The sequence below is a fragment of the Flagellimonas algarum genome (genome assembly GCF_040513375.1).
Taxonomy (GTDB): Bacteria; Bacteroidota; Bacteroidia; order Flavobacteriales; family Flavobacteriaceae; genus Flagellimonas_B; species Flagellimonas_B algarum.
In genome coordinates, this window is sequence record NZ_JBEVTG010000001.1 from 848,992 (window position 1) to 868,771 (window position 19,780).

At 47.1% G+C, this 19,780-nt stretch carries 22 protein-coding genes; all 22 read right to left on the reverse strand.

Annotated features, from left to right (window positions below):
* The 22 genes from ABV409_RS04005 to ABV409_RS04110 all read right to left on the reverse strand — a co-directional run bounded on the left by ABV409_RS04005 (window position 1) and on the right by ABV409_RS04110 (window position 19,677).
* The gene (locus ABV409_RS04005) at window positions 1-1,224 is read right to left on the reverse strand and encodes a murein hydrolase activator EnvC family protein (RefSeq protein WP_353876259.1); all 1,224 of its coding nucleotides are present in this window, start codon (window positions 1,222-1,224) and stop codon (window positions 1-3) included.
* Window positions 1,225-1,950 carry a lipoprotein insertase outer membrane protein LolB1 gene (gene lolB1 / locus ABV409_RS04010; RefSeq protein WP_353876260.1) on the reverse strand — a complete coding sequence of 242 codons (726 nt, stop codon included), beginning with the start codon at window positions 1,948-1,950 and terminating at the stop codon, window positions 1,225-1,227. It abuts the gene before it with no gap.
* 56 nt (window positions 1,951-2,006) lie between these two features.
* The gene (locus ABV409_RS04015; protein ID WP_353876261.1) at window positions 2,007-2,951 is read right to left on the reverse strand and encodes a tetratricopeptide repeat protein; all 945 of its coding nucleotides are present in this window, start codon (window positions 2,949-2,951) and stop codon (window positions 2,007-2,009) included.
* A 33-nt stretch (window positions 2,952-2,984) separates the two neighbouring features.
* On the reverse strand, window positions 2,985-4,001 hold the full coding sequence (locus ABV409_RS04020) for a sugar nucleotidyltransferase (RefSeq protein WP_353876262.1): 1,017 nt from the start codon (window positions 3,999-4,001) through the stop codon (window positions 2,985-2,987).
* 26 nt (window positions 4,002-4,027) lie between these two features.
* Entirely contained in the window at window positions 4,028-4,462 is a 435-nt protein-coding gene (gene dut / locus ABV409_RS04025) for a dUTP diphosphatase (protein WP_353876263.1), read from the reverse strand.
* Window positions 4,463-4,501: 39 nt separating this feature from the next.
* Window positions 4,502-5,977, reverse strand: coding sequence for a lipopolysaccharide biosynthesis protein (locus ABV409_RS04030; protein WP_353876264.1), 1,476 nt, complete (start codon window positions 5,975-5,977; stop codon window positions 4,502-4,504).
* Window positions 5,978-6,077: 100 nt separating this feature from the next.
* Window positions 6,078-6,563, reverse strand: a complete 486-nt coding sequence (locus ABV409_RS04035) for a hypothetical protein (RefSeq protein WP_353876265.1) — start codon at window positions 6,561-6,563, stop codon at window positions 6,078-6,080.
* 51 nt (window positions 6,564-6,614) lie between these two features.
* Window positions 6,615-7,169, reverse strand: a complete 555-nt coding sequence (locus ABV409_RS04040; RefSeq protein ID WP_353876266.1) for a hypothetical protein — start codon at window positions 7,167-7,169, stop codon at window positions 6,615-6,617.
* Window positions 7,156-7,641 (reverse strand): RNA polymerase sigma factor, encoded by a 486-nt coding sequence (locus tag ABV409_RS04045; protein ID WP_353876267.1) that lies wholly within the window; start codon window positions 7,639-7,641, stop codon window positions 7,156-7,158. The genes ABV409_RS04040 and ABV409_RS04045 overlap by 14 nt, the downstream gene beginning before the upstream one ends.
* A 5-nt stretch (window positions 7,642-7,646) precedes the next feature.
* Complete coding sequence (locus ABV409_RS04050) at window positions 7,647-8,492, reverse strand: alpha/beta fold hydrolase (protein WP_353876268.1); 846 nt, start codon at window positions 8,490-8,492, stop codon at window positions 7,647-7,649.
* A gap of 125 nt (window positions 8,493-8,617) precedes the next feature.
* Window positions 8,618-9,475, reverse strand: a complete 858-nt coding sequence (atpG, locus tag ABV409_RS04055; protein ID WP_353876269.1) for an ATP synthase F1 subunit gamma — start codon at window positions 9,473-9,475, stop codon at window positions 8,618-8,620.
* An 89-nt stretch (window positions 9,476-9,564) separates the two neighbouring features.
* On the reverse strand, window positions 9,565-11,145 hold the full coding sequence (gene atpA, locus ABV409_RS04060; RefSeq protein ID WP_353876270.1) for a F0F1 ATP synthase subunit alpha: 1,581 nt from the start codon (window positions 11,143-11,145) through the stop codon (window positions 9,565-9,567).
* Window positions 11,146-11,147: 2 nt separating this feature from the next.
* Window positions 11,148-11,687, reverse strand: a complete 540-nt coding sequence (atpH, locus tag ABV409_RS04065; RefSeq protein ID WP_353876271.1) for an ATP synthase F1 subunit delta — start codon at window positions 11,685-11,687, stop codon at window positions 11,148-11,150.
* A 3-nt stretch (window positions 11,688-11,690) separates the two neighbouring features.
* Window positions 11,691-12,191 (reverse strand): F0F1 ATP synthase subunit B, encoded by a 501-nt coding sequence (locus ABV409_RS04070; protein WP_353876272.1) that lies wholly within the window; start codon window positions 12,189-12,191, stop codon window positions 11,691-11,693.
* Window positions 12,192-12,274: 83 nt separating this feature from the next.
* Window positions 12,275-12,466, reverse strand: a complete 192-nt coding sequence (atpE, locus tag ABV409_RS04075) for an ATP synthase F0 subunit C (RefSeq protein ID WP_299533765.1) — start codon at window positions 12,464-12,466, stop codon at window positions 12,275-12,277.
* A gap of 42 nt (window positions 12,467-12,508) precedes the next feature.
* The gene (gene atpB, locus ABV409_RS04080; RefSeq protein ID WP_353876273.1) at window positions 12,509-13,633 is read right to left on the reverse strand and encodes a F0F1 ATP synthase subunit A; all 1,125 of its coding nucleotides are present in this window, start codon (window positions 13,631-13,633) and stop codon (window positions 12,509-12,511) included.
* A 104-nt stretch (window positions 13,634-13,737) separates the two neighbouring features.
* On the reverse strand, window positions 13,738-14,109 hold the full coding sequence (locus ABV409_RS04085) for a DUF6168 family protein (protein WP_353876274.1): 372 nt from the start codon (window positions 14,107-14,109) through the stop codon (window positions 13,738-13,740).
* Window positions 14,110-14,141: 32 nt separating this feature from the next.
* A complete protein-coding gene (locus ABV409_RS04090; protein ID WP_353876275.1) occupies window positions 14,142-14,369 on the reverse strand; it encodes an AtpZ/AtpI family protein in 228 nt (75 codons plus the stop codon).
* The gene (locus ABV409_RS04095) at window positions 14,347-14,772 is read right to left on the reverse strand and encodes a bactofilin family protein (RefSeq protein ID WP_353876276.1); all 426 of its coding nucleotides are present in this window, start codon (window positions 14,770-14,772) and stop codon (window positions 14,347-14,349) included. Before ABV409_RS04095 ends, ABV409_RS04090 begins: the two co-directional genes overlap by 23 nt.
* Before the next feature lie 5 nt (window positions 14,773-14,777).
* Window positions 14,778-17,333 carry a type IX secretion system periplasmic lipoprotein PorW/SprE gene (gene porW / locus ABV409_RS04100; RefSeq protein WP_425589991.1) on the reverse strand — a complete coding sequence of 852 codons (2,556 nt, stop codon included), beginning with the start codon at window positions 17,331-17,333 and terminating at the stop codon, window positions 14,778-14,780.
* A gap of 168 nt (window positions 17,334-17,501) precedes the next feature.
* Entirely contained in the window at window positions 17,502-18,197 is a 696-nt protein-coding gene (locus ABV409_RS04105) for an ABC transporter ATP-binding protein (protein ID WP_353876277.1), read from the reverse strand.
* Between the two features lie 10 nt (window positions 18,198-18,207).
* Window positions 18,208-19,677, reverse strand: a complete 1,470-nt coding sequence (locus ABV409_RS04110; RefSeq protein ID WP_353876278.1) for a DUF5687 family protein — start codon at window positions 19,675-19,677, stop codon at window positions 18,208-18,210.
* Window positions 19,678-19,780 lie beyond the last annotated feature (103 nt).

The window sequence follows — 19,780 nt, forward strand, 5'->3', positions numbered from 1 at the left end:
TCAAAGTTGGTATATCCAGTGTTCGGGATTCAATCGCTTGGTATCTTCATAAAGATAAAACTTCAATTTCGTCGACCCATTGATCCTGTTGGTGTGAATTTCACCCAAGGCTTCCTTTGCGGCGACCTTATCCCCTTTTTTCACGTAAACTTTCGAAAGGTTGTAGTACATGCTGATGTAGTTGCCATGCCGTACGAAAATCCCCTTTTGGCCCATGCGATAGGTTTCGACCGACATGACCTCCCCATCGAAAATGGCCCGGGCCTCAGCTCCTGAATCGGTCGCTATGGTCACTCCATTGTTGCGATGTTGTATGCCAGGATACACCTTGTCCTTATACACCCCGAACCCTTGGCTTTTTATCCCTTTCTCAACCGGCCAGACCAGCTTGCCTTTGTTGGCGGTGAAACTGTTGGCAATCAGCTTTGCCTCAGGGGTCAATTCAAAACGCTCTCGGTTACTGCTTCCCGATTTCTTGTTCGAGCTGGCAATAGCCGACCGAATCAGACTTTTGATTTCACGATCGATCCTACGGGTTTCCTTTTTCCTATCGTCGATTGCCGCTGCATACCGACTTTCATTTTGACGTATACTACGCAATAGTTCTTTCTGACCATTGATTTCTTTCGAAAGCCCGTTTTTGACCCGGGTATTCTCCGCGATCAATTGCGCCTTTACCTTGCGTTGCTCGATCAAGCCTGAATTCAAGGCAGATAGTTCCTGGGCCGTGGCCATGATATCATCCCCTTGCTGTTTGCGATGTTGGGCATACTGTTTGAGATATTGCGCCCTTTTGAACGCTTGGAAAAAGTTGCTGGAAGAGAGCAAAAACAACAAGCGGTTCTGCTCAGAGCGATTTTGATACGATCTTACGATCAACTGGGCATAGTCCTTTTTCAATAGCTCGAGATCTTCCCTCAATTTTGAGATTTTGCGAACATTGGCATTAATCTGTCGGTTGAGCAAATTCGCCTGTTGGTTCGTTAGCCGGATCAATTGTTGGCTCATGTTGATTTTTCGATCCAGCGCTTCGACCTGTTCCAACACGCTTCCTTTTTGCTGTTGTTCCTCAGACAATAATCGATCGTATTCCTTGATTTCCTTTTGTAGTCTTGCCCGTTTCGCCTCGAGCGCCTTTTGTTCTGAACTTTGCGCTTGAAGACCCCATGACCACATGCAAAGCAGCAAGATCGATAACAAGCGGTATGTATGGGTAAAGCGCATTTATTTTAAGACGATCTCCTTGTATCCTTTAGGTATCCGGTACGGAAAATTCAGTTTTCTATTGAATTCGATGTTCCTGAAATCCAGGTCGATGGTATTGGTAGTGCCCTCGGTGATCGCCTCAATGGCCACGGTGTTGGGCAAAACTTTCCGTTCGACTTCTTGATAGCTATAGGCCATTTTCAAAAACCGATCTTCCCAGGGTTGCGAGATCTGCTGACTCGAAATCCTGAAGTTCTGGGGTTCCAAAAAGAAAAGGATCTTGAACAAATCGTTTTCTTTTTTAGGTTTCAACCCATAGGTATCGGCGGTATTGGCAGCGATGTATTTACGGTCTCTGAGGTCCAAAACCGCATTTCCCAAAAGGAGGTCCTGCACTTGTCCGAAATCGAGCTCGGTGCCCAACAGTTGACTGAGGTAACTGAAATCACCGTCGAAGAATTCTTTTTCGAGTTTGTTGTAAAAGGACACTTTTTCCGGGGTGATCTTGGCTTTGAGTATCCCTAATGGCGCGCTGATCCAAATGACCTCGTCCTTTTTCATGCGCAAGCTCACGGTCGTACCACCGTCAGCCCTACCATCAGAGTAATCGATTTTGACCCGCCCGCTGATCGTCTCGAAATCAATGGCGTTGTCGTAATGCTTCTCAATGGCCTTTTTAGCCGAAACCGAGGTGTCGAGTTCCCCGTTGGCTATTGCCTTCTTTGAGGAACAGGAAAATAGCATAGCGCCACTAAACGTCAAAACCAGAAAGGGTCGGGTTATACTCATCATTGGCCTCATCATAATCCTGATTTCACTTTACTAAGGTATTCATTTGCTTTCGAAGTATTGCCCAAGGCCGTATGCGCCGCGGCCATTTCTTGGTAAATCTTGTTCATGGTCGTGCTAGGTTCAAAAAGATAGTCCAATCCTGTCTGAAGCACTTCCAACGCCTCATTGGGCTTCCCGTTCTTGTTCAAGGCAGCTCCATAGAAATAATAGAATTCGGGTTGTAAGGGGAAGGTCTCTACGGCATCATCGGCCGCGGCCTCAAGGGCTTTGAAATCTTCAGCTTCCAAGAGCTCCATCATTCTATCACGAACAGCATCGGTAGGATTCTTTCCATCCGATGTCGGAGGTTTGGTGGTTGCCGATGTATTGACGGTGATGGCTGATCTCTTCGATCGAAGGGTATCGTTGATCTTTAGGGTAAGCTCGCGCGCCAAATCGCTTTTTTGGTGCTCCAAGACCTTCAATGCGGCTTCGTACTGGGCGTTCTTGAAATAAATAAGGGCCAGATTGGCCTGCAACTTTTCATCGGTGTAGGGCAAGGTGTCGGACAAAGATTGGATCTGCGTGTCTTGTTTATCCAAAACCTTGATCAAGGTGTCGAGAAACCAATAATTCGATGCCTCGGCGACCACACACTCGATAGCATAGCGTTGCGCCGTAAAATACCGGCCGTCTAGAAAATAGGTCTTGGCGAGTTCATGGTCGACGGCTATCACCGTGGGATCCATCTGCTTGCATGACAACAAGAGGTTGATCGCCCGGTCGTAGTTTTGGATGCCTTTTTGTTTCAGGGCTTCAAAAAAGGTTTCTTGAAAATCATCGGTGTATTCTTCCAGAAAGACCTCGGCACTCTCTTCTTCGGGCAACACTTTGGGTGATTCTTGGGCACAGAGCGTCCCAAGCGTTGTCAACGCCACCAGCACTAAAAGCGAATATGTTTTTAAACCATTCATCTTCTTTTGCTTTAAGTCGGCCCTCAATTCCGATTACTCCAATACTGAAAAATCACCGATGCTCAGTGTCTCGAAATTCCCATTATACCGCACATGGTTGCCTATCATGGCATTATCCAAATTAGCGTTTTTGATGCTGCTATTGCTTTGGATTAAGCTATTTTTAACGGTTGACGATTCGATTTCGGTATGATCCCCGATCGACACATAAGGCCCAACGGTCGTATTTTTCAATACCACGCCTTTTCCGATATAACAAGGCGGTACGATATTGGCGTTCTCGGTCCGCACCGAGGCGTCTATCAAGGGTTCTCCGTCGTTCTCTAAAAATCCCAGCATGCGTTGGTTGGTTTCAACGGTCACGTTTTTGTTCCCACAGTCCATCCATTCATCCACTTTCCCACTTACGAAAACCTTGCCATCGGCCATCATGCGTTTGATCCCATCATTGATCTGGTATTCACCGCCATTGATGATCTCATTATCCAAGACGAATTGCAACTCCTTTCGTAACACCGCGATGTCTTTAAAATAATAGATGCCGATGACCGCTTGATCACTGACAAAGGTCTGGGGCTTTTCGACCAGTTCGACGATATGTCCTTTTTCGTTGAGATTCACGACACCGAAGGCTTCAGGGTTGGCTACTTTCTTTGTCCAAATCACACTGTCGGCCTCTTTGTCCAAATCAAAGTCGGCCCGAATCAAGGTATCGGCATAGGCGACCACGGCAGGCCCCGATAAAGAAGGTTCGGCACACATAATGGCATGACCGGTGCCCTTGGGGTCCAATTGTCTGTAAATACTGGCTTTTGCACCCAATTCGTTCGCCAAGCGTTCGAGACTCGCTACGACGCTGTCATCGAAAAATGCAGGGTCGCCCAAAATAAAGGCCACTTCTTCTATGGGTTCGCCTAAAACCTTGGCAATATCGCCCACCAAACGATGCACGATGGGTTTTCCGGCGACGGGAATCAACGGTTTCGGAACCGTAAGGGTATGGGGGCGCAATCGAGATCCTCGACCGGCCATGGGCACAATAATTTTCATAGGGTATAGCTTAGTTGCAATCTTTATTATTTCGTTCCGGTACTTCCGAACCCCCCTTCACCCCTTTCGGTGGTCGACAAGGAAGCTACTTCGGTCCAATCGGCCCTTTCGTGTTTTGCAATGACGAGCTGGGCAACGCGTTCCCCATCTTCGACCACGAAATCTTCATTTGAAAGGTTGACCAAAATGACCCCGATCTCACCTCGGTAATCGGCATCTATAGTGCCTGGGGCATTCAAAACGGTAATCCCTTTTTTAGCCGACAAGCCACTTCGAGGACGGACTTGGGCTTCGAAACCGACAGGCAATTCGATAAACAAACCGGTTTTGATGATCGCCCGCTGCAAGGGTTTCAATCGAATGCTTTCGGTAAGGTCGGCACGTAGGTCCATTCCAGCGGAAGCCTCGGTCTCATAATGGGGTAACGGATGTTTGGATTTGTTTATTATGGGGATGGTCATGGATCTGATCCTTTCGGTGGTAAAATGACTTTGCGATTTCTATTTGGGAGGGAGCGGCTTATTCATGAACACGCTTTTCAATCGCGCTCCTTCCATCTTGTAAATCAATCCCAAAAATAACAAAAGTAGGAGGCTTCCTAAGATTAAATTGCGATCAAATACATAAAAGGACAAGGCGGAAAACAAGATGGAGAGCCCCCCATAAAAAAGGATCTTACGCATGTTATATGGGATGGGATAGTACCTTCTTCCGAAGAAAAACGACAAGAGCATCATGCTGCCGTAGGCCGCTAAAGTGGCCCATGCCGAGGCCATATAGCCGATTTTATCGATCAAGGCCAAATTGATGATCAGGGTCAACAAGGCACCGATCGAAGAAATATAGGCGCCGAATTTGGTGCGATCGGTGATTTTGTACCAAACCGACAGGTTGTGGTAAATACCGAGGCAAAAACTGGCCAAAACTACGATGGGTACGATTTCCATGGCATCCCAATAGGCTTCGTCCCTAACGAACAACACTTTCAGGACATCAGCGAATACCACTACACCCAATAAGATCACACTGCCCAAGATGACGAAGTAGTTGGTGATTTGGGCATAGGTCTTTTGGGGGTTCTCACTTTTGGCATGGCTGAAGAAAAAGGGTTCGATCCCCATTCGAAAGGCGGTTCCGAACAGCGTCATGAATAGGGCCAACTTCAAACAGGCCGCATATTTGCCGACCTCGCTCCGCGCGGTATCCTGTGGCAACAGCTCGTCAAGTAATATTCGATTGGCCACTTCATTGACCGTAAAGGCAATGCCTGCGATCAATACCGGGGCGGCATAGGCCATCATGCGCCTCCACAAGCGGGAGTCGAAACGGTAATCGCTTTGAAAATACAATCGCAGCATCAAAAGTAGGGTTACCCCACTGGCTACGAGCATGGCGATAAAAATGTAGGCGATTTCGAAATCGGGCTCATAGATGCGCGCCATAAAGCCTTCTGGGTCGGCTTCGGCCATACCCGGTAAAATGAGTAAAAAGAAGATATTCAATCCAAGATTAATGGCCACATTGGTGATCTTAACCACCGCATAGCGCATCGGTTTTTCGTTGGCCCTCAGCCAAGCGAAAGGTATGATCACCAGGGCGTCCAAAGCCAAGATGAATATGGCGAAGCGGATGTATCGCGCTTCGATCCCTACACTTGAGGCGATGGCTTCCAACCCGAACAGTCCGATCAACACGAACAATGCGGTAGATAGCAATAGGGACCAAAGGGATGTAGACACGACGAGCCTAGGGTCATCGTCGCCATTGTAGAACCTGAAAAACGCGGTTTCCATCCCGTACGCCAAAACCACATTGAAAATGGCGAACCACGCAAAGATTACCGAAACCTCGCCATACCCTGCCGTTGCCAAAACCCCGGTATAAAGCGGGAGCAATAAAAATGAGAGCATTCGTGGCAAGACCGTCGCCAACCCGTAGATAAAGGTCTGCTTGAAAAGTTTTTTAAGTGGGTTCACTACCTAACCGCTATTAACTACGGACCCCGAAGTTTAGCTTCGGGGCCGCATCGTATAAAAGTAACCAATAAGGCAGTTCGCACAAAATGCGGTATCGTACTTATTGGTAAATCAAGGGTTTCTTTTCTTTGATCCCATCGATTTTGACATAGACCAGTTTTCCACCATCCAAATAGCTGACCACGCATTCGGTGGGTTCCAATTCGAAGGGGAATTTCCCTTTTAACTTGGGCGGCTGGTTGCCGACTTCCTTGTTGCCATCGGAGTGCATGACCATGTCGGCCTTTTCCTCGCTTACGTCCATGAAGTTGGCTTTGGCCATCCAGGCCCCATCCTTCGAAGCGAAAGTGACCGGTGCGACCTTACCACGAAAATAGGCTTCCTGCATTTTGAGATTATCGAGGTTATCACCCATGACCGGAATCTCGAGCAACATTCCCGAACCTGTTTCGGCACGGCCTCCCTTCCAAGACTGGCAGCTGGCTTCACCCAACTCGAACGGAGGATTGTCGACCAGTTTTTTTTGGGAAGAACAACTGGATAGTGAAAAAGCGATAACGATCATGGCAAACGTAAAGAGTTTCATAGATTCCAATTTAAGTGTCATAAAGATATGAAACCAAATTTAGTGCCACGATTATCGAAGGGACTTTAATTCAAACAGTTCGCGCTGTGTCTGCCTGTAGATGATGACCGCCAATACAATCAGCGATAGTGCCCCTGAACAGACCAAATACAGGAAAAAACCGGTCGAAAATACCGCTTTGAAGGTCGGTAGCAATAACACGAATCCCACACAATACAATAGGTATAGGATCGGGGTAATGATCGTATGTAACCTTTTGCGACGTTCATAGTACCCCAATAAAGCCGACGCAAACGTTTGTGCGTTGACAGTGGGGTCCAATGTCGCTAGGCGTCTTTTATCCATGACCTCGATGATGATCCTGATGACCAGAACGGAGGCCATCAATATGAGGCCAAAGTTCAATAGGGTCTTCCCGAACCGTAGCGCATACATGAGATACCCCAAAAGCACCAGAACAGTGATGGTCATGACCCAATTTCCTATTTTTTGGCCCCGTTTGATTTGCGATAGCTTTTGTTGGATTTGTACGATATCGTTCGCCGTGTTCGTAGGCGCACCGGATTCCTTTCTCCAGCTTGCCTTTATTTCTTCATAATTTTCCATGGTGTACACAATGGGTTAAGGTTTTCTTTATTCTATGGATGCGTACCCTGACGGCCTCATGGGTCGTTCCCATAATGGCCGCGATTTCCTTTTGGGGTACGTCTTCGAGATCCAATAATATCATGGTTTTCTCGTCTTTCTTCAGTCGATCGATACAACGATGGAGTTTTTTATAGCGGTCTTCTTGCCGTTGTGGATCTGAAGGTGTTTCCACATCTTCCAACAGCTGTTCGGGCAAGGAGACGTATTTCGATTTTCGCAATTCCATCAAACAGGTATTGACCGCTATACGATACAACCAGGTCGTGATCTTCGCTTCGTTCCTAAATCCATCAAGATGGGTCAGTACCTTTAGAAACACTTCTTGGGTCAAGTCTTCTGCCAGAGCCGCGTTGCCTTTGACATAACCGAGACAGACCCGATAAATGGCCTCGCGGTGTTCCCCATAGATGGTTTCGAAGTTGGTCTTCATCGGTATTATTCCAAAAAGCCGTTGATCTGTTCGAGCATCCAATCGGGAGCGTCGTACATGATGAAATGGGCCGATCCTTCTGCAATCCTGAGATCGTAGGCTACAGCTTGTTCAAATTGTTTCGTATATGTGGCCGTGGCCATTTCCTTCCCATAAGGATGGGCCGCCCCCAAGACTAGGATTTCAGCCCCGATATTGGCAAGATCGCCCCTCAAATCGACCTTGAGCAGATCGGTATACCCGTATACATATGTTTTCCGATCTGCTTTCTCGATCCATTCTTGGATTTTGGGTCGTTGTGCTTCATTTAAGGTCATGCCCGTAGCGAATTGTTTGGCCATTGCCGAAAAATCGGCATCGGAAAGCTGTAGCAGCTGTTGGTTGTACGGATTGTCATAGACCATATGCTCGCTGTTGTAGTTGGGAATTATCAAGGCCCCAGTAGCAGGCAGGCCGTCAACAATAATCAGTTTTTTAAGATTCCCATGACCTTCACTGGCCAACCATAGCGCCAAGGTGCCCCCTAAGCTGTGCCCAATGGCCGTAGCACCGTTCAAACCGTTGTCTTCGATATAGCGTGCCACGCCTTCCTTGATTTGCGGAAACCATGGGGTTTCGATAGCCGGTACATTGCCGAAGCCTGCAAAGGTAAAGGTATGGCATTCGTGATTCTTCGAGAGTTCGGCTACCGTAGTGGCCCAGACTTCTTCGGTACAGGTGAACCCCGGAAATAACAGGATCGGATTTCCTTCTCCGGTTACGGATACTTCAAATGGATACTCTTGTGCGCTTAACGATAGTAAAGATAAAGCGGCGAATAGGATCGTTGTCGTTCTTTTTAGCTGTTTCATTTTTATTTGTTTTTCCCTTTTGATGCACGCTTTCGAAAATGTTACATCCTTTTCCCCAAAGAAAGGGTGAAAAACAAAAAAGCCCCTGAAAACAGGGGCTTTAAGCTATTTGGCTCGAACCTATTTTAGTTGTTCAGCGCCTCGGCCCCTCCAACGATTTCAAGGATTTCGTTGGTGATCGCCGCCTGACGTGCCTTGTTATAGGTCAAGGTCAACTGATCTTTCAGTTCTGAAGCGTTATCGGTCGCTTTGTGCATCGCGGTCATACGCGCCCCGTGCTCACTGGCAAACGAATCGCGGATCCCTTTGAACAATTGGGTCTTTAAAGACTTTGGGATCAATTGCTCGACGATTTCAGGCTTTGAAGGTTCGAAGATATAATCGGCCGCTCCGGAAGCATCCCCTTCAACCGGAACGATCGGCAAGAATTGCTCGGTCATCACGATTTGGGTGGCCGCATTTTTGAATTTGTTGTATACCAATTCGATCCTATCATATTCCCCTTCGGTGAACCGTTGCATCAAATCTTCGGCGATGACGGCCACGTTATCAAAGGTCAGCTCATCGAACACCCCACTGTGGTTTGCCAACACATGGTGCTGTTTGATCAATTGGTCGTTCCCTTTTTTACCAATGGCAACGAAATCGACCTGTTTTCCTTCATAGGTATCGACCAAGGTGGCACATTGCTTCAAGATATTCGAATTGAAAGCACCGCACAACCCCCTGTTAGAGGTAATCGCCACTACGAGCACTTTGTTGACCTCCCGATTATCAGCATACTTGCTTCCTGCATCACCGTCTAAACTAGCGCTCAGGTTCTGCAAAAGTTCAGTCAATTTATCGGCATAGGGGCGCATGGCGGTAATGGCGTCTTGGGCCTTTTTCAGCTTGGCCGCCGATACCATTTTCATGGCGCTGGTGATCTGCATGGTCGATTTGACCGATGAAATCCTATTCCGTATTTCCTTTAAGTTAGCCATACTACTATTTCTTCTGCCGACCGGGGTCGGTACTACTGCCTACTGTTATGGTCGCACAGGGAACCGCTATCAGCCCCTAATGAAACGGTTTACGCTTGGTACTTCCCTGCTAGATCCTTGCAGACCGAAGTTAAGGTATCGGTTACCTCGTCGGTCAATTTACCGGCTTTCAAAGTGTCCAAAACATCACGGTGTTTGGCGTTCAAAAACTCGATGAAATCGCGCTCGAACTCCTTAACTTTGTTCACCGGTACGTCACGTAATAGGTTTTTCGACCCCGCGAAAATGATCGCTACCTGATCTTCAACGGTAAACGGATCGTTCTGGGCTTGTTTAAGGATCTCTACATTGCGTCGTCCTTTCTCGATAACGTTCAAGGTAGCAGCATCAAGATCGGAACCGAACTTTGCAAAGGCTTCCAGTTCACGGAACTGGGCTTGATCCAGTTTCAAGGTACCTGCTACTTTCTTCATCGATTTGATCTGGGCCGACCCCCCGACTCGGGAAACCGAAATACCCACGTTGATCGCAGGTCGTACCCCTTGGTTGAACAAGTCTTGCTCCAAGAAAATCTGACCATCGGTAATCGAGATCACGTTAGTTGGAATATAGGCCGAAACGTCACCTGCTTGGGTTTCGATAATCGGCAATGCAGTCAAAGAACCGCCTCCTTTTACTTTATCTTTCAAGCTATCGGGAAGGTCGTTCATTTCTTTTGCTACGGCATCATCGGCGATGACCTTGGCCGCACGCTCCAAAAGGCGTGAGTGCAAATAGAAAACGTCACCAGGATAGGCTTCACGTCCTGGTGGCCTTCTTAGTAGCAAGGATACTTCACGATAGGCGACCGCCTGCTTTGAAAGGTCATCATAGATGATCAATGCTGGTCGACCGGTATCCCTAAAATACTCCCCGATCGCCGCTCCGGCGAAGGGTGCGTAAACCTGCATAGGGGCAGGATCCGAGGCATTGGCCGCAACGATAGTGGTATAGGCAAGTGCCCCTTTGTCTTCCAAGGTCTTGGCAATGGCCGCAACGGTCGATGCTTTTTGGCCAACCGCTACATAAATACAGTAAACAGGCTCACCGGCATCATAGAATTCTTTTTGGTTCAAGATGGTATCGATACAAACGGTGGTTTTACCGGTTTGACGGTCACCGATAACCAACTCACGCTGACCACGACCCACAGGAATCATGGCATCGATTGCCTTAACCCCGGTTTGCAAGGGCTCATTTACCGGCTGACGGTAAATTACCCCTGGGGCCTTACGTTCCAATGGCATTTCGTAGGTGTCTCCCGCAATCGGTCCCTTCCCATCAATGGGAGTTCCCAAAGTGTCAACGACACGACCCACGATACCTTCACCTACATTGATCGAGGCGATACGCTGCGTTCGCTTTACGGTAGCGCCTTCTTTGATTTCTTTCGAAGGGCCCAACAATACCACACCGACATTGTCTTCTTCAAGGTTCAATACGATTCCTTGCATTCCGGTTTCGAATTCGACCAACTCCCCGTACTGTGCATTTGAAAGGCCATATATTCTAGCAATACCGTCACCAACCTGTAGAACGGTACCCACTTCATCCAAAGAAGCGGAGGCTTCAAAACCTGATAATTGTTGTTTTAGTATTGCTGATACCTCAGCTGCTTTTACTCCTGCCATGGTTATAGACTATTTGTAAATTCTCGTTTTAATCCGTTTAATTTGTTTGCCACACTGGCATCGTATTGTAAATCACCCACACGAAGGACGAAACCGCCGATGATGCTTTCATCGACCTTGTTCTCAATGGTGACCTTGTTGCCGGTCAGTTTAGTGACCTGGGCCAAAATTTTCTTTTCAAGAGCTGGCGTCAAGGGAACGGCCGAAGTGACAAAAGCCACTTCTTCCCCTTTCATTTTTTCGTACTGGATAATGTACTTCAAGGCGACCTCGTGCAACAACTCGATACGTTTGTTATCTGTCAAAGTGCCGATCAAACCTTGGGTAATATCGTGACTGCCCTTGAAGACCTCCAAAAGGGTTGCTTTTTTTACCGACCCTTTAACGACCGGACTTGCCAATACCTGGCTGAGTTCGGTATGTTCTTTCAAAACGGCAGCGATGTCGCGCATGTCTTTTTCGACCTTGTCGGCAGCTTTCTTGGAAACTGCGAAATCCAATGTCGCTTTGGCGTATCGTATGGCGGCCCTACTCTCGTTCATCGTTTAGTTCAATTTGATGTCGCCCAACATTCCTTCGACCAACTTCAGTTGCTTCTTTTTATCGGACAATTCTTCTTTGATCACTTTTTCAGCGATATCTACCGACAGGTTCGCGACCTGCGCTTTGATATCGGCAACGGCCGCTTTCTTTTCGCTTTCGATAGCAGCTTGGGCTTGTTTCAACATTTTATCGCCTTCGACCTGAGCTTGCTCTTTGGCGTCTGAAATCATCTTCTCTTTGATTTCACGGGCTTCCTTCATCATGCTTTCACGCTCGGCACGGGCTTCTTTCAACAAACGCTCGCTGTCGGCGGTAACGTTCTGCATTTCCTTTTTGGCATCTTCGGCCGCATCCAAGGCGTTCTTGATCCCTTCTTCACGGTCGTTTACCGCTTTCAAAATCGGTTTCCATGCGAATTTCCAAAGCAAGAAAAGCAACAGCCCGAACAATAAGGTCTGCCAAAAAAACAATCCTAGTGAAAACTCATCCAACAACTTTTCCATAATCTAAAATTTTGTGTAATCCCTTTTTAAACAAGGCAAGGGCTGCAACCAACCGTTGCAGCCTTTTGCCTTAGATGGAATGATTATACCGCGAACAACGCAGCAAAACCAATACCTTCAATCAACGCCGCTGCAATCAACATCGCTGTTTGAATCTTTCCGTAAGCTTCTGGCTGACGGGCAATGGCCTCCATGGCAGAACCACCGATCCTACCGATACCAAGTCCAACCCCGATGACAACCAAACCTGCACCTACCATAATTGGAATTTCCATATCTATCTAGTTTAAAAATTAAATATTCAACGTTTACTTTTCCTAATGTGCCGCTTCCACCTCATGATCATGTTCATGCTCTTCAGACGCGAAGCCGAAATACAAGGCGCTCAACATGGTGAAAATATAGGCCTGCAACAAAGCCACCAATACTTCGATCAATGAAATGGCGAATGCCAGACCGAAAGACAAGGGGCTTCCCAGCCAACTCTTAAATATGAACATCAATCCGATCAGGCTCATCAATACGATATGCCCGGCCTGCATGTTCGCATACAGACGGATCAAGAGCGAAAACGGTTTGATGATCAAGCCCAACAACTCGATGGGGACCAAAATGATGTATAAAAATATCTTTCCGTACCAAGGCAACGAATTGCCAAGCGGGTCGAATTGGTGCATCCAATAGTCTTTGGTTCCGGTGACATTGGTGATCACGAAAGTCATCAAGGCCAAAGAAACCGTAATGGCGATGTTACCCGTGACATTGATGCCCAGCGGGGTCAGCCCGAAGATGTTCAAGAACCAAATGAAAAAGAAAATGGTCAGCAAGAAGGGCATGTATTTGCCGTAACGCTTCTCGCCGATATTGGGTCTAGCGATGTCATCACGGATGTACAGTACGATCGGCTCAAAGAACCTGCCAGCACCGGTCGGAATACCATTGTTCTTGGCATATGATCTGGCCAAGCTCGTAAACAACCACAACATCAACAAGCCGGTGACGATGATCATGACCACGTTCTTGGTAATCGAAAAATCCAACGGTTTGACGTTGGTCGCGTGGTGGTCTTCGTCGTAGGTGATCGTGCCTTGGGCATCGGTCTTATAAATCTTGCTGTGGTACAGCTTGTAGTGGTTGCCATCAACCTCGGCCAAGGTCTCGCCGTGGTGGAATTTAGAGGAGGAGAACACTTTCAATCCATCGTCCCACAAAATTACCGGTAACGGAAAGCCGACGTAATGATGTTCGCCATTGTCCTTGGTGTAGGAAAACAATGAAAAATCATGTGAATCTTGAAGGTGGTGGGCAATGTACTCCTTGATTTCGGTCTTGAGGTCTTTGCCGTCTCCTTCGGCTTCCCCACTCTTTTCCGATGCAAAGGTGAATTGTCCTAAAATTAGTACAAGTCCTAGGAGAATTCCCTTCAATTTCGCTTTTTGCATTATGCTCAAAATAACGGTCTCTAAAAATCGGTGCAAATGTAACTCTTTCTTGCAAAAAGAAAAAAGCTTTAGCCGTTTATTTTCAGCGGTTTTTGAGCTGATACTCAGTCTTCCGAATTCTCCAAATCCTGGAGCATTTTGGATGTAAAATAAGTCTCTAGAACGAGGCTCACCGCATAGGGGATGAAAAAGGCCGCGAACTCGCTCCGTTGCATCACTCCATCGGCTTTGTAAACAGGATAGAATATCAAAAAGAAGAGGGCGAATTTCAAGAAACTGCCGGCCATGAACAAAAAGCCGATCTGGTTTTTGAGCTTGAGGCGAAACCGATACAACACCGCATAGATGACCACAGCGAGCATAAAGTTGACCCCATACGACCGAACGATCAGATGATCGAACATCGGATGCCCCAAACTACGAAGTACGAACACATGGATCGCAAAGACCGCCCCAAGGGCAATGGCCAGGAGCATAAGAAAACGGAACGGGCTATGACGAATGGGCTTCAATATTTGATGCGTTTCAGCTGTTGTAAAACGACCCAAATGGAAATAGCCACACCGAGAAGTGTGGCCACAACGGTAAAAATCCGTTTTTCGGTTTGATAATGGGTATCCAACCAGTTGCCCCCTTTCACGGCCAAAAAGATGATCGCCCCCATTTCAAAGGCGATACCCGACAACATGGCCGCGTTGCGAAAGTTGTTCTTTTTAGGAGACTTTTGCTGGTTCATTCGATTTTGTCGGCTGCAACTTATGGGTCGGCGCACTGCTGGCGTTTTTGCCCATACTACATGCTGCATTGAAGGTGGCCCCTGGTTCTACCGCTAATTTCGCGACGTTCACGGTGCCTTCGATCTGGGCAGAACTCTTCAAGGACAACAATTCGGACACGAACAGTTCACCATTGAAATTGCCTTCGATATCAGCGTTTACGCATTCGACCTTCCCTTTGATCAGGCCGCCTTTTCCAATAACGACCTTACCTGAGGTCTTTACGTTTCCTTCCAGTTTTCCATCAATCCTAAAATCAGCCTCTGAGGTGATGTTCCCTTTGATGATGGTGTTCTTTTCAATTCGATTGGGCTGTCCGCCGAAGTTCTCCATAGGTCTAGGTTTTTTGTTGTCTGAAAACATTGTGTTCACGGTTTTGGGGTTAACATTTGTGCTTTGTAATCTTCTATATTCTTATGAACGAGGATGATTTGGTAGTTAGAAGACAAAACTACGAAATTCTCATCCTTGATGCGGTAATCCCTATTGTTTTTTAGGAGTTCAGCATAGCCGAGCGCGAAATCCTTCGATTTGAATCCATGTACGACTACGAACTGATCTTCGAGGTCGTAGATGTCCTTTGAAACGGTGTTTTTATACTTCAGGTCGACGATCGATTCTTCAAGCCGTTTCTTAAGCTCCAATGCCTTTTCGTTATCCTTCACCTTAAAGGGGAAGACGACCTTCCAATTGGCGGTACCCTTGGATCCCGTTTCGGGTGAGAACGCCTTTTTCTCCAATTTCGGCAACTGTTCCGAAATGATGCGTTCGGCCATTTTACCTTCGGGGTTGTTCGGGTAGGTCAAGGCCACATAATTCAAGGCCTCCTTAAACGCCTCGAAACCTTGCAACCTACCAATGGCGTTGGCTTTCAGCAGTTCGAACTTCGGTACGATCGGGTCGCCCGTGAAACGGTTGATCAGTTCTTGCGAGCGGGTAATCACGGTCAAGAACTTTTGGTCTTCGAACTGTTTGAACAAGGCTACGTAGCGTTGATCCGGACTATCGGAATTCGCAGCCAGAACCGCTTCCGGATTCAAAAGGATCTCGGCATATCGTGAATTAGGATGCTCCTTGATGATATTTTGCTTCATGGTTTCGGCCAACGGACTCCCCGTTTCCTCATAGATCTTGAAGAGGTTGTATTTTGAAGGCAGGATCAACCTTTTTTCTGGTTGGTTATTCAGTACGCGCTCCAATTTACCGGCAGCCAACAGGTTTTCCTTAAACTTCTCTTTGTAGATCAAGCCCAATTGATAGTTGGCAAAATTTCGCTCGCCTTTTAAACTATCAATGACCCCTATGTCGGTCGGAATCCGATCTAGGTAGTAGGCCACATCATATTTTTCATCAACCGAAGCCTGATCCGTAGTGTTGCCGTCGGCCACGACATCGGTGCCCGTAGCTTCTGATGGCAAGGCCCTGGTCTTGTTGCTCCATCGCCAATCGTCTTCCAAAGTACGGTCGCCCCATCGGGTTTTGAAATCGGTCTTACCATAGCCGAGACTGGTGATGTTATAAAAGTAGAACTTACCCTGGTTTTGTTTGCCCCCCGCGGTTTCGGCAAATGCGGCGAACCCGGCACTGGCCTTTCGTTCCTTTTCGGCATTGGCCGCGGCCTCGGCTTCTTTCAAACGCTCGATAAACGCTTCAAAATAAGCGATGCGTTCCGATTCAGGCATTTCATAGACCGTAATGACACTATCGGCATACAATACGATGTCCTCATAGGCAATTACATCTTCGAGGTTGTCGAATTTCTTTTTGATGCGGCGAAAACGTTTGGTGTTCTCTTTGAGGTTGGTCAAGGTACTATCGTAATAAGCCCCAGCGGTCTTGTAGGTATTTTCGTTGAAATGGTATTCAGCCAAGGTCTCGTAGTTTTCGGCATTCAACTTTCGGTCTTGCTGGGTCGCCCGCAGCGATTTGTTGTAATAGACCAAAGCCAAACTGTCTTTCTCCAAGGCGAGATTGAAATTGGCGATTTGATGATAGATCTTATCGAGAAAAGGGCGGTTCTCCCGGTCTTCTTCAAGATCGGCCAAATATTCAGTGATGAATTCTTCGTTTTCGGGGGTCAGTTGGGTATTCTTGATCTTTTGCAAATGGGCATTGATCATATACACCCGGGGTGATTTTCTATTTAGGGCGATGACTTTATCATAGGCATAGTTCGCGCTGTCTTTAAAACCCAGTCGGTCATACAATTGTCCGATGATGTAAAGGTACCTACCCCGTTCATCATTCTTCTTGGTATATGCTTGGGCGATCTTCAATTTTTGTATCGCGGTATCCGCAGCCTTCAGGTTGAGGTAACACTGCGCCAAAACAGCATTGGCATCGGCGTACTCCTGCTTCTTCAAGGTTTCGAATTTGAACAGGCGCTTGAGGTTCTTAATCGCCAGCTCCGGATTGTCAAGGCGCATGTTGGTCTTTTCACGCCAAATGGTCGCCTCATTCAGTTTGTCACTTTCGGTATACTTGCGCAAGATGTAGTTGAACGATTCCAAGGCGGGGATGTAACGCTCATCGAAATAGCGCGCTTTACCCAATAACAAGAACGCCTCGTCGGTCTGGGGGTTGCGCTCCTCGTCCTTGATGTCCATACTGTGTTTCTGTATGGCCTTCGTAGCCTTTTCTTCGGCCCTTTCAAAATTGGGGTTGTTATCTTCCGAATCGAGTTTGATCTGATCGGAGACTTCAAGGCGTTCAACGGGTAGGATTTCCCAAAAATCGTCACGATAGGAAGCATTGAGTTCTTCGCGACCCTGTTCAAAGGCCAGGTTGCCATTGTACAACACGTTGTATTTGGTGTTCAGCGCATGCCAATTCCGATTGAGGAAGGCATCCTTTTTGGTAGAACAACCCATTACCAGCAACAACAAGGCACCGGCAGCGTAAAAATTTCGAAAATGAAGCTTCAAGACAGTAATCTTTCCTATCTAAGCATAACTTAAAAAAGGCCGGATTATTATAGGGCTCATCGACAAAATGCTAAATCTTGACCGGCCAAAAAACCAAGTCCGCGGATAAACGCATCCAACAGGGGCCGAAATACGCCGGATATCTAATAAAAACGCTTCGAAATTTCGTTAGCCTGCAAAGAAGGTTTCCAGTTCTTTCAGGGTCTCGGTCGACGTCTGGATGTCTTTGACCACTTCCCCTTTGTTCAAGACCACAATACGTTCGCAAACTTCAGTGACGTGCATCAGGTCATGACTCGATACCAGCACGGTTACCTCTTCCTTAGCGGCAAGCTCCTTGATGATGGCTTTGAGGCGTATTTGGGTGGTCGGGTCAAGATTGGCGAAGGGTTCGTCGAGCACGACAACTTCAGGACTTCCTATGAAGCTGGCTACGATGCCCGCTTTCTTCTGGTTTCCTTTCGAAAGGTCGCGCAAGTATTTTTTCTGTCCCAGTATCTCGCCGTGGAAGAAATCCTCGAATTGCGACAACAAGGCATCGACATCGGCTTTGTTACGGCCCCGAAGTTCCCCAATGAAATAAAAGTACTCTTCAGGGGTGAGGTAGCCGATCAAAAAAGACTCGTCGATAAAGGCCGATGTTGAGGGTTTCCATGCTTCACTTTTGTTCACTTGTTCCCCATTGTTGATGACATGCCCCGTAGTCGGTTGTATCAAGTCAAGGAGCAAACTAAAAAGCGTGGTCTTGCCTGCGCCGTTGTTGCCCACCAATCCGAAACTTTGTCCGGTAGGGATTTCCAATGATTCTATATTGAGCACCGTATTGGCGCCGTATTTCTTAGTAAGGTTCTGAACGGTTATCATAAGGTGTGTTTTAGCTGTTTTTTTCTTTAAATCCGGCTATCATCCGGTATTTTTTACTTCGGTATTGTCGAGTGATGGCATCCATAAGGCGATTGTTGAACAACAAGCCGATGATCCCGCAAACCGCCAAAGCGATCAAAGCCGCTTCAAAAGAGACCAAAAAGAACAGGATCGCGAACAAGATGATCGGCGCACCCAAGACCGGAAGCATGATCAAGAATTGGGTCGCGCTGGTGCCTTGCATGTTGCCGAACGGACTTTGGTCCAATTCGATGCGCTTTTTATTAAAGGACCCGAAATACAGAATTACAGGGATGTTCACCCCAAAATTATAAATGGCACAAACCAGGTTGATCAACAATACATCGGTGCCGAAGTACACGTAGGGAATGGTCAAGAAGAACATCACGACGATGCTCACTTTGATCAGCAAGGCCTTTGACTCCAAATACTTGCGCATCGGAATGTTCTGTGCCATCATCATGCTGTAATAACTGCTGTCCCAGGCCGGAATGAACTGCCCAAAGTTGCTCAAGAAAATCCCGGTCATAAAGATGCCAAGAAAACAATGCATGACCTTCATATCGGCATAAATGTCTTGGGTATAAAAGATGAGCCCGTAAAAGACGAATAAGAGCGAAATCCAAACCTGTGATTTCGTCCGTTTGTTCCGCCAGATCATTTTCAAGTCCAAACGCAAGAACGACCCGAGGTCACCGAAACGGTTCGTCCACGCCATTTCGGAAGTATTCACCGCTTTCTTTTTTCCTTTAAGGACCCCTTCCAAAGAAATCTTGTTCTTCAAAAAGGCGAAGTTGATGCGATAGGTCAAAAAGGCCAGCGCAATGGGCACCAATACCGTGGCAGGGTATGCATACAGCCCATGGAAAATCGGGCCGAAAATGGCTTTGATCGGCACTATGCCAAAGTAATCAAGGGCGTAAAAAACCACGATCAGTCCGGCGATGACCGCTAAGGCCTTATCGCTTTTGTTGATGATGAAATTGACGTAATTCAAACACAATACGATACCAAAAATCGCGACCAACCACAGCACCACGTTCAAGACCGGATAGTCATGGGCGATCAGTACAACGCCAAACGGGATAAAAAAGAACAGGGCCAAGAGGTTGTAGATCGAGACGGAAGACCTGCCCAAGATGTAGTGGGCAATGGCGCTTTTCTTAATGGGTACGATCAACAAGGGTTTGATGTCCATCACCGGTAGTTTTTGCATGAAATACCGCAAAAACATTTCGATCAATACCCAATAGATCAGGTATTGGCTCAGCACCCACATCGGCCCCTGGTCAGGAACCAATTTTCGAAGGATGAAATACAGGCCTACCCCTGACATGATTAGCGCGGCAAGCATATACAGACCGAAAAAGCCCATAATGATCTTTACCGCCAGACTTTTTCCTACAGCGGCGGATCGAAAGAAGGCTTTCCACTGTAGATCGATGAATCGTTTGAACATAGGTTGGTACAATTTTTTAGGTTAGTGTCTAAATTAAGCGAATTGTTACATCAATCATTTCTATTTTAAATTATTCGCCCTTCATTAAGCTTTGCATAGCTTT

Coding starts and splice junctions, on each gene's coding strand:
- ABV409_RS04005 (WP_353876259.1), bottom strand. CDS start 1,224: ATGCGCTTTACCCATACATACCGCTTGTTATCGATCTTGCTGCTTTGC.
- lolB1 (WP_353876260.1), bottom strand. CDS start 1,950: ATGCTATTTTCCTGTTCCTCAAAGAAGGCAATAGCCAACGGGGAACTC.
- ABV409_RS04015 (WP_353876261.1), bottom strand. CDS start 2,951: ATGAATGGTTTAAAAACATATTCGCTTTTAGTGCTGGTGGCGTTGACA.
- ABV409_RS04020 (WP_353876262.1), bottom strand. CDS start 4,001: ATGAAAATTATTGTGCCCATGGCCGGTCGAGGATCTCGATTGCGCCCC.
- dut (WP_353876263.1), bottom strand. CDS start 4,462: ATGACCATCCCCATAATAAACAAATCCAAACATCCGTTACCCCATTAT.
- ABV409_RS04035 (WP_353876265.1), bottom strand. CDS start 6,563: ATGAAACTCTTTACGTTTGCCATGATCGTTATCGCTTTTTCACTATCC.
- ABV409_RS04040 (WP_353876266.1), bottom strand. CDS start 7,169: ATGGAAAATTATGAAGAAATAAAGGCAAGCTGGAGAAAGGAATCCGGT.
- ABV409_RS04045 (WP_353876267.1), bottom strand. CDS start 7,641: ATGAAGACCAACTTCGAAACCATCTATGGGGAACACCGCGAGGCCATT.
- ABV409_RS04050 (WP_353876268.1), bottom strand. CDS start 8,492: ATGAAACAGCTAAAAAGAACGACAACGATCCTATTCGCCGCTTTATCT.
- atpG (WP_353876269.1), bottom strand. CDS start 9,475: ATGGCTAACTTAAAGGAAATACGGAATAGGATTTCATCGGTCAAATCG.
- atpA (WP_353876270.1), bottom strand. CDS start 11,145: ATGGCAGGAGTAAAAGCAGCTGAGGTATCAGCAATACTAAAACAACAA.
- atpH (WP_353876271.1), bottom strand. CDS start 11,687: ATGAACGAGAGTAGGGCCGCCATACGATACGCCAAAGCGACATTGGAT.
- ABV409_RS04070 (WP_353876272.1), bottom strand. CDS start 12,191: ATGGAAAAGTTGTTGGATGAGTTTTCACTAGGATTGTTTTTTTGGCAG.
- atpE (WP_299533765.1), bottom strand. CDS start 12,466: ATGGAAATTCCAATTATGGTAGGTGCAGGTTTGGTTGTCATCGGGGTT.
- atpB (WP_353876273.1), bottom strand. CDS start 13,633: ATGCAAAAAGCGAAATTGAAGGGAATTCTCCTAGGACTTGTACTAATT.
- ABV409_RS04085 (WP_353876274.1), bottom strand. CDS start 14,109: ATGCTCCTGGCCATTGCCCTTGGGGCGGTCTTTGCGATCCATGTGTTC.
- ABV409_RS04090 (WP_353876275.1), bottom strand. CDS start 14,369: ATGAACCAGCAAAAGTCTCCTAAAAAGAACAACTTTCGCAACGCGGCC.
- ABV409_RS04095 (WP_353876276.1), bottom strand. CDS start 14,772: ATGTTTTCAGACAACAAAAAACCTAGACCTATGGAGAACTTCGGCGGA.
- ABV409_RS04105 (WP_353876277.1), bottom strand. CDS start 18,197: ATGATAACCGTTCAGAACCTTACTAAGAAATACGGCGCCAATACGGTG.
- ABV409_RS04110 (WP_353876278.1), bottom strand. CDS start 19,677: ATGTTCAAACGATTCATCGATCTACAGTGGAAAGCCTTCTTTCGATCC.